Below are 13,711 nucleotides of genomic sequence, written 5' to 3' on the forward strand. Positions count from 1 at the left end.
AACAAGCATTTAATCATCTTTTTTCATTAAAACCTTTATTTCTGATGGATAGTTTTTAATGTATTCGGATATAACTTCTTTCTCTATCCGAGCTTCCAGTTTTGATATGATTCTCTCCTTGTAATTTTTCGAGAATCCATAAGGTATTGAATCTTTAAGTTCTTCTAAACTATTATATGGTCGGTTTTTTTCTATTTTTTCAGCTAAATTTTCGGGTAAATATTCTTTCAGCTCAAATTCATTAGCGGTTTCTATTATTCGGTCTTCAAACCTATTCAGTATAATGTTGGATATTCCTTCTTCATAATATTTTTTAAGAATTTTTAAGGTAGATTCTGGAAGCATATGTTTTATACTATCAAAATCTCCATTTAAGATACTTTCCCTGATTTTAGTCCCACTAATTCCTTCAATCCTTTTAATAAAAATAAACTTTGGATTCCAGTTTTTCAACTGTTCCCTTAATTTGTGGATTGTATATGACATTGAAGCAATGACGTAGTTGTCTATTTCTAACTTTTCTCCAAGAACTTCTTGAGTTTCAATGCAAGAAATCCTATACGGTTTTACCTTTATGTGGTAACCTTTGTTTATGCAATCTATAACTTTTTTCATAGTTTCTTCTTCAATATATCCCCTTGGTATTATGTCGCCACCTACACTGTAGAACATTTTTATCAGACACTGCATATACTGACCTGAACCCATTATTCCCATGGGGGGACCTTCCACTACGATATCAGCTCCCGCTTTTATGGCCATCTCTGCCCTTATGTGTCTGTTAATGAGGTATGGGATTCCTCTTCCACTTCTTTCAAGTGGTCCCGGAATTACACTGATGAAAACCCCTCCATGTTTTTTACCTATGTCTAAACAATATTTATGGCCCTTATGAAGTGGGTTGTATTCTGTGAAATCTACAACTACATTATCTGATTCCTTCTGTTCCTTGAGTTTTTCAACTATTTTCTGAAATTCTTTAAAACTGTTTTTGTTTTTATTCCCGCTTTTTGAGTTCCTTAATACCTCGTCCCTGTCTTTTAAGAAGTTTTTTAACATCTTTTTCTCGTTCATGAGTATCACTATGGATATTTTTCCCCATATGTAACTATTCGTTTTATTGGATTATATGACATATGCCTTGATTAAAATATGATTGTGTATTTTTTATACACTAATCAGTTAAGTTTATATACTATAAATGCATTTGTTATGTTGTCCCCAAGAAACAGGACGAATTAGAAGGAAGACGCGAGTTAAATGGGCCCATGGTCTAGTTGGCTATGACATCGCCCTTACAAGGCGAGGGTCGCCGGTTCGAATCCGGCTGGGCCCACCATTTTTATTTTAGACAGTAATATTTATAAATTTAAATATGTGATTAAATTTTTATTATTTTAAGTATTATTAATTTGCGAATTTTTGACTTTTGTACTACTTTGGCATCATGCTCAGCTCGGCAATGATGAAATTTTTGAAGAAATAATTTTAACAAAATAAGATAATAAAAATTATAATAAAATTTAAAATATTTTTATTGTGCAGTAGGTATTTGTTGCATTTGTTCCTGTTTTTCAATAGCTTTTAGTTTTTTTTCCAATTCTTTCTGCATTCTATTCATTTCAGCTGACGTTTTTGCTACCTGCTGTTTGATCATGTTTTCAGCATTTTCTAAATCTTCAACGCTCTTTCTAAATTCTTCAATAACTTCGTCAACATTCTTTTCAATAAAATTATCTGCCCCAATACCAACAATAACTTTTCCATTATCTGGTGCTTCAGCCTTTAAAAATGCTCCAGCACCCAATGGGATTAAAAGTTCTTTTGAAGTTTTTAATCCCTCCATTGATTCTATGGATTTTAATAGTTCCAGCTTCATTACTTCAATCTTTCCCATTTCTTCCTGAAGTTTTTTAATCTGTTCGCCGTACATTTCCAATGTCATTAACTCCTTCTGAATTTCCTCTTTATTCATTGTTTCACCATCAACATGTTTATTTGATCTATAATGATATACTTACGATAGTTATATATATTTATTTATCATTATTAATAATTAAAAATTATGTATAATAGGTAGAGAGTATGAGTCTATTTGGAGTTGTTGGTTATATTTTTGTATTATTAAAGGCCTTGGGAGAAGCTTGGCTTGACGTTGTAAAAAGGAGTATAACTGGAGAAATAGATCCAAAAATTGTTGAGATAGAAACAAACATAGAAAACCTTGTAGGGCAGGTCTTGCTAGCTTGTAGTATTACCTTAACTCCTGGAACCTTGACTATTGATTTAATCCCTGAAAAAGGAATTCTCAAAGTAGCTACAATAAGTCCAAGAAAAAGGGATGAAATAGTTCCTTTTGAGCCATATATAAAGAAGATTTTTAAGTAATGGCTTTGGAAAAGGGTCAATAACATATTTTCAATTTCACATCGACGCTTCTAAGTTTTCAAACCATTCTGGAGTTTTGAGTAGTTTATAACCACCTAATGGTCCTGGTTTGGTTTCAATAATAAAATCTAACTTTCTAAGGTCATTTATCCTATTATGCACTGCCACCCTACTATCTCTTTCAATGTACTTCTTTAGATATTCTCCTGAAACATATTCAGAGTTTTTGGTAAACATTCCTTCTTTTTCTAGCATCTTTCTAGCATCTTTTTTTCCTAGTTCATCACTGAGCTCCTTGTAAATTTCACTGACATTTAATAAAACACTTAATAATTTGAAATGTCCTAAATCAAGTTTTAGGTTTTTTTCATAGGCTTTTTCCAAGAAAGTCCAAAATTCAAAGTTTCTATTGTGTTCTAGTGATTTTAGTCTTTCGATCATTATATGCACCTATATTAAGATGAAATGCATGACCCTAGTTCCAGATAGAATAATAAGGTATTAGATATTGTGGAGAATATGCACATATAATGTTATTTTGTTTTTTTCCCTGCCTTTGTTGCCACTTTTCTTGCAATTGCAACTTCTCCGATTCTAATTAATCCTGCAAAGAATTTTTCTAAACCGCCGCATGCCCAAATGGCCTGACCAAATGTTGAGTTTTTTATTCTTTTTTCATATTCTTCTCCGGTTATTTCTTCTCCAGTAGTTTGTTTGGTTACAATTGCAGAGGCTTCCATAAGTTCCTCCCAGGATATTCCTCTCAACTGTTCTTGTAATGTTTTAAACAATCTATAAACTGGAATATCATACAATTTTGCAAGGGTTTTTGTTATATCGCAGTTCCTTACAATCCCCACTATTTTACCTTCATTGTTTACAACAGGAATACTTACGACTTTGTATTTTACTATTTTTGTAACGGCATCTTTTGCTGGATCGTTCTCATTTAAAATGATAATTTTATCAACCGGGTGCATAACGCTTTCTATTTTATCATCTCGATTTTTAACCACTATTAAATCTATGGAATTTACCCACCCTATTAAATTATCTTGATCATCTACAACAGGTGAGCTGTACCTTTTCTTTTTGTACATTAACTGTGCAGTTTTTTCAATAGTATAATCAGGATAAATTTTTAAAAATTTATTGTCCATGAGTTCCTTTACTTTCATAGATACCACCCACTCTTGTTAGATTAATTCTATTCATACTTCGGTTTAATTTCTATAGCACTAACTGGACATATTTTTTCACATCTACCGCAGAATATACATTCGTTTTTGTTGATCTTAACCCCCTCTTCAGTTTCAGATATTGCACCAACAGGACACTGGTCAACACATGCCAAGCAAGTTACACAGGTAGTGTTATCCAGAGTAATATCTTTATTAAATACTATGTCCCCTAGTTCGTTATATACTTTAATGGCATCTTTTGGACAGACTTTTTCACATGCAGTACATCCCATACATAGATTTAGGTTTACCTCGATATTTTTCCTCTTTTCAACATTTATAGCTTTTGTAGGGCAGAACCTTTCACATATACCACATTTTATACATTTTTCTTTGTCTAATTCATATTTCTTTAATCTTACCTTTCTATGGGGGACCTGAATCTCTTTAAGTATGTAAACTATATCGTCTCCTTCTAAATGTGCTTCTCCTTCTAAAACATCAATAGCCCCGACTGGACAGGTTTTAGCACATATTTCACATTTTACACATTTTTCAGGGATTATTTCTGCAGGATTCTTAACACTTGGTTTTGAAATTGCATCAACCGGACATTCTTCATAACACAAACTGCATCTAACACATCTTTTAGGATCGATATACAGGTTTTTTTCATTTAAAATACCCGTGTCTTTTAGTAACGATCTGATTTTTTCTTCTTCGATATTCAAATTATTTGAAATATCTGATATCACTTTTTTAAGAGGTTTTTTTATTTTTATTGAGCAAGCACTTCGTGTTTGTGACTCTTCGCTCACTCCGGTTGAACAAAAACTTTCGTTTTTGTGATTATCCTCACTTTGTTCAAAAGTCATCAAAAACCACCTACTTAACAATTGGGGCTATTCAAATTCTATTGCATCTGCTGGACATACATCACCACAATGGCCGCAAAGAACACATTTTTTAGGATCAAATTCTAATCCTTTGTTTGATTCAAATATCGCATCAAATGGACAGTTTTTTAAGCAGACTAAACATAAAACACACTTATTTCTGGTGTAGATTAATTTTTTGTTTTTTTCATGATTTTTCTCTACCTTTAGTTCGCCCCCCGATACCTTGATCTTTGCTTTAGTTATCTTTATTGCATCAACAGGGCAGATTTCTACACAGGCTCCACAGTAAACGCATTTTTCACTTATATTTGGGGCAAATGGTTGATTTGGGCTTATGGCATCAACAGGGCAGACTTCAACACACCTGTTACATGAAACACATTCTTCATCGTTTATCTCGATTTTTTTGCGAGTATGCTCCTTATCGAGATTCAACTCAACATCCAAGTCTTTAAAATATTTCTTTAGTATTTCTGCCACCATATTAATCATCTTTTTGTTTTCTATTCTTTAGAGCTCTTCAATTTTATCGAGTATCGTCATTTAATTGTTGAATGGCCATATTTTCGCCAAGTTCTCTTATGTCCCCTTTTGCAAGAACATAACCTTTGGAGAATTCTTCTAAATCTTTCATAATCATATCTTGGAATTCATCCCTTACTTTACGTAATACGTACTTTTCATCTGCCTTTTCTGTATCTGTATAGTCTATTGCATTAACAGGACACTCTCTATAACACAATCCACATCGCACACAGAGTTCTGGGTTTATGAATGGTAGTTTGGTTTCCTGAGATATCGAAATTGCATTATCTACGTTACAGATTCTATAACATATCCTACAGCCAATACATCTGTCTTCATCAATAGTGTAGCATTGTTCTTTTATTTTCTTTATTTTTTGAGGTTCTCCAATCCTTATTGCCGTTGTTGGGCATACTTCTAAACAATGGCCTGATTTTATGCATTCAACAACTTCAAAATTCTCTAAGTCGATTGATCCTGGGCAGACATCTACACAGTTTCCACATCTTATGCAGAGACTTTTAACTATTCTAGGGACTTCTGCAATTTTATCCTTTTCCTCTTCCAGTTCACCTTCCCTTACTGCCCTATCAAATTTTATTCTCTGAGCTCTATCGATTTTCTCCGCCAATGTATCTTCATCATAGGTTCTTATGGCATCCACTACCGGGCAGGCTTCAATACATTTCTTGCATCCGATACATCCGTTTTCATCTATAGAATATAGTCCATGCTCATAGTGTATGACATTTACGGGACATGCAATTTCACAGGAGCCACATTTTACACAGAGCTCTTCGTCTATGATTAAGTTTACAACTTTTGGAACGTTCCATGGGAGTCCGTCAGTATCTTCTCTTATGCTGCCTATATCCAAAACCCCTGTTGGGCAGGATTCCACACAGTTTCCACAGGATATACAAGCACCATCATCAATTATTGGAAGTTCCTTTTTATATTCGGTGTCGTATTGTAAAACTATGGCATCTGGGGGACACGAATCCCTACATGCACCACAACTTATACATTTTTCAGGAAATTCAACTACAACCGGGATTTTCCTGTATCGTTTAGGTGCAATGGCGCTTTCTTCACACGTTTTTGCATCGGCAAATTTTTTAAGCCATTTTTTCCTCATGAATTCATAAAGGTACCAAATGGATGAGGACATAAAAATCACCCAATAAATTATAATTTTAAAGCTTAGAATTTGTATCCACGTTCTTTTCCAGTTTTTTTATCCTTAATAACTATTGTTCTTTCCGTACATGATACACATGGATCAATTGAGGTATATGTGGCAACTGCATCCGAGATAGTGGGACAGGTTTTTAACATGTACTTGTAGGCTTCAAGGTTCATGACTGTTGGAGTTCTAATTAGTATTCTTTTTATTAGTCCCCCATCCGTAATTGCTATTTTGTATAATACTTCACCTCTATGGGCTTCATTCTTCCACCCTCCTTCTCCTCCTTTGATATCGGCTTTGTTTCTAACAGGACCAGTACATTCTTCATAGAGTTCAAGGGCTTTCATTATCAAGTCTAAACTTGTTATAATCTCCTCATGCCTTACCATCATTCTTGCAAAGTTGTCCCCTTCATTTCTCCAAACAGGTTTAAAGCCTAATTCTTTGTAAATTGGATGCCTTAATCTCCAATCACTTTCAGGAAGTCCGGAAGCCCTTGCTATAGGCCCTACCGCTCTAGTTTTCATTATTTCCTTATAACCTAGTACTCCTATACCTTTACCTCTTAGGGCTATCATTGGACCGGTCTCAAATGCTTCAATTATATTCTTAATATCTTCTTTGAATTCATCGAGTTTTTTGTAAATATTATCCAAGAGTTCTTTATTAAGGTCTGTCCTAACTCCACCAACTACGTTAAATCCCATATTTACTCTGTTACCTGTTATCGACTCTAAGATATCCATTATATGCTCCCTTGCATTTAAAATCCACATTGCAAGTGTTTCATGTTCAATTGCGAGGTCATATACTGCTGCGGCTATTAAATGACTGTGGATCCTTTCTAACTCGCAGGTTATAACTCTTAAATATCTTGCTTTGTCGGGGACTTCTATTTTGGATATATTTTCTATACATTCCGCAAATGTCTGAGTATGTATATAGGAACAGATACCACAGACTCTTTCAGCAAGGTGAATACATTTTAGGTAGTGTTTTCCTTCCATTATCTTTTCTATCCCCCTATGCACGTATCCCATATCTAGTTCTGCCCCTACAACATTCTCTCCTTCAACTAAAAGTTTTATTCTTAGTGGTTCTTTTAGTACTGGGTGAATAGGACCTATTGGTACTACATTCATAATATCACTCAAAATTAAGCTTCTTCTTCAACTGACAATGATTTTGTTTTTTCTTTCAATAGTTTTTCTTTTGCAGCTAATGCATCTGGGGCAACTTTTAGAATAGCCTCAATTATCTCGGAAGGTCTTGGTGGACATCCTGGAAGTTTTGCATCCACCGGGATTATTTTATCTACTGGACCACAAACGTGCCCTTCTTTGAATATACCGCAGCTAAGGGCACAGGCACCAACTGCAATAACTATTTTTGGTTCTGGTGTTTTTTCATAAATTTCAACTAATCTTTTTTCCCAAGGGAGTGTTACCGGGCCAGTTATAACTAAAACATCAGCTTCCCTTGGATTGTTATGCACATAAATTCCATACTGTTCAATATCATATCTTGGAGCGAGAGTTGAGACTATTTCAATATCACATCCATTACATCCTCCAGTATTTACTACACAGACATGAATGGATCTTTTTCTTAGGAATTCTTTTATCACTACAATCTCCTCCAATAGTTAATACTCGCCTTTTAGGAGTTTCACAACCAGTTCTCTACCTTTCTTCAAGGCTTCTTCGTAAGGCTTGTTGTTAAGTACTGTATCTTCAACAACTTTTTTTCTTATTAAGTCCGCTTCTTTTTTTGATATTAATCCAAAAAAGTCTGAAATCCAACATAATCCCAAATCTATATCGACTTTTCTTCCTAAACATCCCATTTTCGCCTGTTCAACATAAGCATGAGTTTCATACAATGAAGCTCCATCATATTTTTCTACAAATATTTCTATGACATCATCAATTGGGAGTTTTAATGCCTTTGATATTGGGATAATGGCTTCCTCCATAATGAACCTATTGTTTTTTATTATGTTGTATTTTTGATCCAAACTTCCTTTATGATAATTTTTGTCAATTTCTTCTAACATAAATCCACCTTCATATTTTTTTTTAGTGGAAAATAAATTAAATCTATCTTTTTAGTTTTGAAAGGCTATCAATATGTAGCTTATAAATGCTAAAATTATGCCTAAGCTTAGTTCGGCCTGTCCGTAACCAGGTCTCATTCCAAATGGAAAGCCTAGAAATAGGAGAGATAACGGAAGGTTTATCGGGAAGATTAACCCCCCAATTATAGAACAAGCTAATGCAACCGGGTCCAACTTTTTTTCCACATACGGTTTTGTATATTTTTTATAACTATATGAAAGTCCTAAAAAACCTCCTATAACAAGTGTTATAAGGCTGTAAAGTAACATATAAGGTACTTCACCCATAAAACCACCCCTTAAAGTACATGGTGTACCCCAAATAAAGAATACCGATGAATAGTAGGATCATAAATAAATGTTCTAAATTTTCCATCAAATGGGATACCTTCTCACTTTTCAGATATAGAGACAGTATTCCAATCAGAATTACTGCGAATATCATAAGTAGGGCAGTTATACTGTATTGAAACATATTTACAAGGATTAGAAGCCCTATAATTGTTAGGCAGGCGATTGTCAGTAGATTGATGTAATTTTTCATAATACCACCTTTTTCCGAACCGTCTTATAACCTAATAAATAGGTTATTAAGCTCGAAGTAAGCATGAGCTCAGTATTTAATGGATAATCCTATATGCCAGGTCAATTAGTGTAAGTGAAGCTATTGTTATCTGCAGCATAACTGAATGGTTTGGGGCCAGTAACGGTGTCAAAGCACATATGAATGAAATTATGACTGTAAGTATTATCATCCCACCAAGTGTTAGAATTGGATTTGAAATTATGATTGGGCCTATGAATAACGCCATAAATAGCCAGAGTAACACAAACCAAGCTATTGCATCTCCTATCATTATTATGGACTCAAGCAGTCCGTAGTGTTCAGTTAAGTACCCACTTACAATATCCTTCCCTTTTACCATTGAAAACGGACTAAACGGTGCCTTTGAAACTACGAGTATGAAAAATGCAAGAGCTCCCAGTGGAAGTTGGAACAATAATGGTCCGTGTACCGATTGATAGTTTAAAATATCACCTATAATCAGTGAGTTAGTTGCAACATAGATTATTCCTGCAGCTGCAAATAGTGGTACCTCGGCAGCAGCTGAGAACACACTTCTAACACCGCCTATTTTTCCATAAGGTGAACCACTACTTAGACCACATCCGTGTTCAACTATTTTTTGAAGTGTGTAAAGTCCTATGAGTATCAATAACGAGGATTCAAATACGGGCCCAAGGAACAGAGCTCCCATCCATACCATAATACCCATTAGAGCCACGAATACATAAAGGGGATTTCCTGCTGAAATTGGGAATGTTATCTCCTTGAAGTAGAATTTAAGTGTGTGAATTATGTATTGAATTACAGGTGGGCCAGGTCTTCCCTGTATTCTTGCCATTATTTTCCTGTGTAATCCCAACAATAATCCACCGAGTAGAAATGCATAAAGTCCATATGAGAGTGCATGTATTAATGAGGTTAATGTATTCATATCTACCACCCTCTGAAAGGTATCCTTCCGATTTTCTTTCTTCTGGTTTTTGGATTTAGAGATATTCCAACACCATAAATTAGAAATGGAGTTAGAAGTGCAGTAGCCATATAAATCAGCATTACATTTTCCGGATTCAATGTAATAACAAGTATAAATCCTAAAATTCCTATCAATAATGAGATAAACCCGCTTTTTTCTTCAGGGGTCATTTTTTCACCTTATATTGGAAACTTCTTTTTTGTTAACGTATGTTTAGTAAAATCTCCACGGTTCTAACAATTACAAGTAGTGATGAAAGATGTATCATTAAAATATATGGTGCCCCCGGAGCTCTAAACATTTCAGCTTTTGCAGCATAGAATGGAGCAACACCAGTTTCACCAATCATCCCCACGGCATAAATCATTTTTTCATATAATATATCATGACTAGTCTTTGATAGCTCAAATATGGATAAAGTCCCAGTTTTTGCCAATATTAGTCCTGCAGCTCCAAACAATGGAAGTGATGATATTATAGCTATAATTCCATAATTGTATGCTGCATTCAATACCCATTCTTTTTTTACTGCAGAGACGATACCTATATTTGAAATTCCAATTACTGCCAAGAATAAGGCAAAATTAAACAAATCTCCAGTTAGCATACTAAATGCAGTAGTTATTCCACAGATAACGGCCATCAATCTCCTAACTTTTAGTTCTTTTAAGGTTACTGTGTTAAATTTATCCCCAAAGTCATGCAACTGGGCTTCTAATTGTTTTTCAGGCTTGGTAATAAGTACTATGACAGTAAATAATAGTGCAACAATAAAGCCAATAAGTGAGAAGTCCGTCATGTAGAACACAATATCTCCAAGGGGAATGTACCCGTAGAAATTCCCTACAATATTACTTACAAACATAACATCACCTAATAGTGGAGTTTCGGACGCTTAATAACCCCGAAGATTTTAGTTCAGTCTAATCTACGATTGGAGAATTTTAATCACACTGTGTTTTATAACGTAAAGTAGGAAATAAGAAATTAGGCAATATGATAAAATTCTTTGAATTTCATTCGAATATCTCCCCAATCAATCCTAATTTTGAACCTACCTTTAAAGTAAGGGCAAACCCTGCCAATAATGTGAAATAAATCCATTTTTCAGGGAATATAAAGAATCCCATAAAGCCAAAAATCCAGAGAACCCAGGTAATCCCTGAGAATCCTGAAATTCCTTCCCAATATATTTTTAAATCTTTAGGTAGTATTTTGTTATCAAGAGCTCTCTGTGAGAATATGTAGAACAACAGTCCACTTGCCATTATTGCTCCACCAGTAAATCCGGTCAGTATTGCCCCATAAATAATTAAAATAAATGACAGGAATTTTGGGGCTGCTGAAAGGACCTCCATTTTATTAAACTGTATATCTATCTTTGGACTTTCTTTAATTGTGAATTCTTCGAAAAGTTTTGACCTTTTCTTTAGGTTAGATTCATTTTTCCTTAGTTCATTTCTTGCCGTTAATATTTCAGAAACTGCTAAAAGTTCAGCCATTCCTACGACTAAACCTGGGAGTATCAGAGCTTCAGCAAGATCTGTTCCAACTGCGGCAATTATAACGAGCATGGCATACTCTACAATATCACTAAATAAAAGAACGTGTAGGTCCGATTTTTCACGTGATATTGCATATAGTGAAAGGATTCCCATCACAAGCCCTACCATAACTGTTTTGTTAAATAATAAGCTTATTATATCCATTATTCCACCTGATCATTTCTGTCCAGGAAAATCCAACTGAATATTATAAATGAAAGCAATAAAGTCAAAGATTCAAGCACCGTGTCGGAACCTCTTGTATAGTAGAGTATTTCGTCCAGAATACCGCCGGGTGTTGAAACAATTGTTGTCCCAAAGTACGGAGTTTTTTCACTTATCCAAATTGCAACTGGTGTTAAATATGCAGTTATTTGTCCTCTAATAGGCTCTAATTCAGGATATTGGGTTTTAATATCTGCAGCCTCTTTAAGTGGAACTCCTCCTCTGTCGTAAGGCGCCAAAGGTGTTTTTAAAACCTGTCCTTGAGGGACATCCTTTGGATAAAGCTGGTTTTCAGTGAAAGAAGCAGGCATTAGAATTCCCACTAATAGAGTTAAGCACAAGAATCCAGCGAATAATCTGGAAACCACATGCGGTCTTGAAAGATAGTTCCAAGCCCTGCTAAGCTTTTTCATTTTATTCCTCCAACTCCTCGTTTTTTAGAATAGCCCTAACAAGCACCAACATGAGTATGGTATTCACACCAAGGTATGTCATAAGTGCCAAAGTTTCGTTGTAAGCCAGGAATATGAGTAAAACTCCCATTGATGGAACTTCAATATTTAAAAATCTCCTAAGGGGATCGTCCGTCATAGGACCAAATATTGCCCCTAACGTTCCTATTATCAATAGGAAATAACCCCCGTAGGTTGTTAGACCGATTAAATCCATGTTATTCCTCCACTGATGTTCCTCCATTTGGTATTGGTATCATAAACAAATGAGCAAGATTATATGAGATTGGGGGAGTAACTCCCTTATTTTGTAAGTACTGGGACTTCTGTACTGTATTTTTTCTTATTTCTTCTAATATATTCATATTTTAAAGTCCCCAATAGAAGTATTATGGTACCAATGGGCTCCAATATGGACGAAACCATTGCAACATCCAAATAATAGAATGAAACTATTAACCCTATCAGTCCACTTTCCAAGAATGCAAACATTATTATCTTATTTATGTAGTTTGTGTGGAGTATAACACCCATGCCTCCAAGAACACAGCAAATTATGGATAATATTGGCAAAATTTCCATTCAATCACCTTAATCACCTTATCTTGAGCTCAGAAATTGGTTATTATTTACTTCTCCAATTTACTAATTTCTCCAAGTGTATGGGCTATTGCATTACTTGATACTGTGGAAGATACAAGATAAATTATGGCAGCAATAGCACCCATTGGACTTTTTACATAGAGGGCTATAAGTGCTGCAATACAAAAATTTAGACAGCAAAGCAATGGTAATTTTAAAGCCCTACTTTTAGTTAAAAAAACCCTTAAGCTTGAGATAAGTCCAACGATCCCGATTGTTATTGTTACGATGGATAGTTCCATTATATCATCCTCATTATATGTAGATCTATAGTTTTCGATATATTTCACCAAGAATTTTTGATGCTGTTATGTGATTAAACCCTTGAATTGAGAATATGGCCAATACCATACCTGCAATGAAGTATTCTGGACTTATGAATCCACTGAATAAATATATCAATATCGTGGCAGTTATTGTTCCAATGGTTCCAGCGTATCCTGGATCGTTACATAACCTATTTCCAATGTAAATCAAGAATGCTGCAATAAGCCCTCCCTCAAAACCAAGTAGGTAGTAAAATATTGAGGCCATCAAAGTACCTGCAGAGGCGTCTGGGGAACATACAATGTTTCCCATGAAGTATCCTCCGTTGATATTTCCTCCAATTTCTTTTATTTTTTCCCCAATTACCCCAGCACCTAAAACTCCTGGTTTCTTTGGTAATCCAAAGTATGTATCTACAACAACGAAGTTTATCCAGCAAATTATAAATGCAGCTATTATCTTAACAAATTCAGTCAGCACCATAACTAACACCCGGGAATATTCTATTCGCATATTTTGAGAAAAGAGCTGAAACAATACCTACTACCACACAAATGACTACATCTAAGCCAAATAAAAGTTTTAAAATCCCGGTTAATCCCAATGCTACAAAGGGAGTTGGGAATAAAACATACGTCTCAAATGAGTCCATGTTTGGAAGTAATGGCATTCTAAATAATAATGCGAAAATAAGTGACGAAACCACTGAAATACTATAATATATAATTGTATCCATATCCAA

At 34.7% G+C, this 13,711-nt stretch carries 22 protein-coding genes and 1 tRNA gene; 2 read left to right on the forward strand and 21 right to left on the reverse strand.

All coding sequences use genetic code 11. The features are described from left to right. Positions 1-9: 9 nt before the first annotated feature. Complete coding sequence (locus F555_RS0107210) at positions 10-1,074, reverse strand: nucleotidyltransferase family protein (protein WP_018154548.1); 1,065 nt, start codon at positions 1,072-1,074, stop codon at positions 10-12. A gap of 188 nt (positions 1,075-1,262) precedes the next feature. Here F555_RS0107210 and F555_RS0107215 point away from each other — a divergent pair. Continuing rightward, a tRNA-Val gene (locus F555_RS0107215) sits at positions 1,263-1,339 on the forward strand. Between the two features lie 195 nt (positions 1,340-1,534). Here F555_RS0107215 and pfdA read toward each other — a convergent pair. Beyond that, the gene (gene pfdA, locus F555_RS0107220; RefSeq protein ID WP_018154549.1) at positions 1,535-1,975 is read right to left on the reverse strand and encodes a prefoldin subunit alpha; all 441 of its coding nucleotides are present in this window, start codon (positions 1,973-1,975) and stop codon (positions 1,535-1,537) included. A 110-nt stretch (positions 1,976-2,085) separates the two neighbouring features. Here pfdA and F555_RS0107225 point away from each other — a divergent pair, with 110 nt between their 5' ends. Then, positions 2,086-2,388: a monovalent cation/H+ antiporter subunit E gene (locus F555_RS0107225; protein ID WP_018154550.1), complete on the forward strand. Its 303-nt coding sequence runs from the start codon at positions 2,086-2,088 to the stop codon at positions 2,386-2,388. A gap of 36 nt (positions 2,389-2,424) precedes the next feature. Here the strand turns inward: F555_RS0107225 and F555_RS0107230 are convergent, their stop codons facing one another. From F555_RS0107230 to ehaA, 19 genes are all read right to left on the reverse strand, one after another. Then, positions 2,425-2,829, reverse strand: coding sequence for an HTH domain-containing protein (locus tag F555_RS0107230; RefSeq protein ID WP_018154551.1), 405 nt, complete (start codon positions 2,827-2,829; stop codon positions 2,425-2,427). A gap of 92 nt (positions 2,830-2,921) precedes the next feature. Beyond that, a complete protein-coding gene (locus F555_RS0107235) occupies positions 2,922-3,566 on the reverse strand; it encodes a CBS domain-containing protein (protein ID WP_018154552.1) in 645 nt (214 codons plus the stop codon). 29 nt (positions 3,567-3,595) lie between these two features. Beyond that, entirely contained in the window at positions 3,596-4,444 is an 849-nt protein-coding gene (locus tag F555_RS0107240) for a 4Fe-4S binding protein (RefSeq protein WP_018154553.1), read from the reverse strand. A gap of 27 nt (positions 4,445-4,471) precedes the next feature. Beyond that, positions 4,472-4,960: a 4Fe-4S binding protein gene (locus F555_RS0107245; protein WP_026183004.1), complete on the reverse strand. Its 489-nt coding sequence runs from the start codon at positions 4,958-4,960 to the stop codon at positions 4,472-4,474. Between the two features lie 34 nt (positions 4,961-4,994). Then, positions 4,995-6,164 carry a 4Fe-4S binding protein gene (locus F555_RS0107250; protein ID WP_018154555.1) on the reverse strand — a complete coding sequence of 390 codons (1,170 nt, stop codon included), beginning with the start codon at positions 6,162-6,164 and terminating at the stop codon, positions 4,995-4,997. A 32-nt stretch (positions 6,165-6,196) separates the two neighbouring features. Next, complete coding sequence (locus tag F555_RS0107255; protein ID WP_018154556.1) at positions 6,197-7,324, reverse strand: hydrogenase large subunit; 1,128 nt, start codon at positions 7,322-7,324, stop codon at positions 6,197-6,199. Between the two features lie 14 nt (positions 7,325-7,338). After that, the gene (locus tag F555_RS0107260; RefSeq protein ID WP_018154557.1) at positions 7,339-7,809 is read right to left on the reverse strand and encodes an NADH-quinone oxidoreductase subunit B family protein; all 471 of its coding nucleotides are present in this window, start codon (positions 7,807-7,809) and stop codon (positions 7,339-7,341) included. 18 nt (positions 7,810-7,827) lie between these two features. Then, the gene (locus tag F555_RS0107265) at positions 7,828-8,238 is read right to left on the reverse strand and encodes a DUF1959 domain-containing protein (RefSeq protein WP_018154558.1); all 411 of its coding nucleotides are present in this window, start codon (positions 8,236-8,238) and stop codon (positions 7,828-7,830) included. A gap of 51 nt (positions 8,239-8,289) precedes the next feature. Continuing rightward, entirely contained in the window at positions 8,290-8,586 is a 297-nt protein-coding gene (locus F555_RS0107270) for an energy-converting hydrogenase subunit EhaL family protein (RefSeq protein WP_018154559.1), read from the reverse strand. 332 nt (positions 8,587-8,918) lie between these two features. Continuing rightward, positions 8,919-9,797 carry a respiratory chain complex I subunit 1 family protein gene (locus F555_RS0107280; RefSeq protein ID WP_018154561.1) on the reverse strand — a complete coding sequence of 293 codons (879 nt, stop codon included), beginning with the start codon at positions 9,795-9,797 and terminating at the stop codon, positions 8,919-8,921. 2 nt (positions 9,798-9,799) lie between these two features. Then, the gene (locus tag F555_RS0107285) at positions 9,800-10,009 is read right to left on the reverse strand and encodes a hypothetical protein (protein ID WP_018154562.1); all 210 of its coding nucleotides are present in this window, start codon (positions 10,007-10,009) and stop codon (positions 9,800-9,802) included. Positions 10,010-10,041: 32 nt separating this feature from the next. Continuing rightward, complete coding sequence (locus F555_RS0107290; RefSeq protein WP_018154563.1) at positions 10,042-10,704, reverse strand: proton-conducting transporter transmembrane domain-containing protein; 663 nt, start codon at positions 10,702-10,704, stop codon at positions 10,042-10,044. A gap of 151 nt (positions 10,705-10,855) precedes the next feature. Further along, the gene (locus F555_RS0107295; RefSeq protein ID WP_018154564.1) at positions 10,856-11,548 is read right to left on the reverse strand and encodes an EhaG family protein; all 693 of its coding nucleotides are present in this window, start codon (positions 11,546-11,548) and stop codon (positions 10,856-10,858) included. Continuing rightward, positions 11,548-12,021: an EhaF family protein gene (locus F555_RS0107300; protein ID WP_018154565.1), complete on the reverse strand. Its 474-nt coding sequence runs from the start codon at positions 12,019-12,021 to the stop codon at positions 11,548-11,550. Before F555_RS0107300 ends, F555_RS0107295 begins: the two co-directional genes overlap by 1 nt. A gap of 1 nt (position 12,022) precedes the next feature. After that, positions 12,023-12,277, reverse strand: a complete 255-nt coding sequence (locus tag F555_RS0107305; RefSeq protein WP_018154566.1) for an EhaE family protein — start codon at positions 12,275-12,277, stop codon at positions 12,023-12,025. Positions 12,278-12,363: 86 nt separating this feature from the next. Next, positions 12,364-12,642 carry a DUF2108 domain-containing protein gene (locus tag F555_RS0107310; RefSeq protein ID WP_018154567.1) on the reverse strand — a complete coding sequence of 93 codons (279 nt, stop codon included), beginning with the start codon at positions 12,640-12,642 and terminating at the stop codon, positions 12,364-12,366. 47 nt (positions 12,643-12,689) lie between these two features. After that, on the reverse strand, positions 12,690-12,944 hold the full coding sequence (locus F555_RS0107315) for a DUF2109 domain-containing protein (RefSeq protein WP_018154568.1): 255 nt from the start codon (positions 12,942-12,944) through the stop codon (positions 12,690-12,692). A 25-nt stretch (positions 12,945-12,969) separates the two neighbouring features. Further along, positions 12,970-13,452, reverse strand: a complete 483-nt coding sequence (locus F555_RS0107320; protein WP_018154569.1) for a hypothetical protein — start codon at positions 13,450-13,452, stop codon at positions 12,970-12,972. Next, on the reverse strand, positions 13,439-13,705 hold the full coding sequence (ehaA, locus tag F555_RS0107325; protein ID WP_018154570.1) for an energy-converting NiFe hydrogenase A subunit EhaA: 267 nt from the start codon (positions 13,703-13,705) through the stop codon (positions 13,439-13,441). The genes F555_RS0107320 and ehaA overlap by 14 nt, the downstream gene beginning before the upstream one ends. Positions 13,706-13,711: the final 6 nt, after the last annotated feature.

The sequence above is a fragment of the Methanothermococcus thermolithotrophicus DSM 2095 genome (assembly GCF_000376965.1).
Taxonomy (GTDB): domain Archaea; phylum AGJL01; class Methanococci; order Methanococcales; family Methanococcaceae; genus Methanothermococcus; species Methanothermococcus thermolithotrophicus.